Here is a 233-nt window from a genome sequence, read left to right on the forward strand (position 1 = left end):
ACACCGGACATCGGTAGATCACCTGGTTTCGGGTATAAGACCACGAACTATTTCGCCATCTCCAGACTCGCTTTCGCTGCGGCTCCGCCTTCTCAGCTTAACCTTGCACGTGATCGTAACTCGCCGGTTCATTCTACAAAAGGCACGCTGTCACCCATTAACGGGCTCCAACTAGTTGTAGGCACACTGTTTCAGGTTCTTTTTCACTCCCCTTCCGGGGTGCTTTTCACCTT

The 233-nt window shown here is 51.9% G+C and carries 1 rRNA gene; it reads right to left on the reverse strand.

Annotation, left to right across the window (positions count from 1 at the left end):
- Nucleotides 1-233, reverse strand: a 23S ribosomal RNA gene (locus Q4550_RS24170); the annotation flags it as partial.

The sequence above is a fragment of the Anaerobacillus sp. 1_MG-2023 genome, assembly GCF_030547345.1.
Classification (GTDB): Bacteria; Bacillota; Bacilli; order Bacillales; family Guptibacillaceae; genus Guptibacillus; species Guptibacillus hwajinpoensis_B.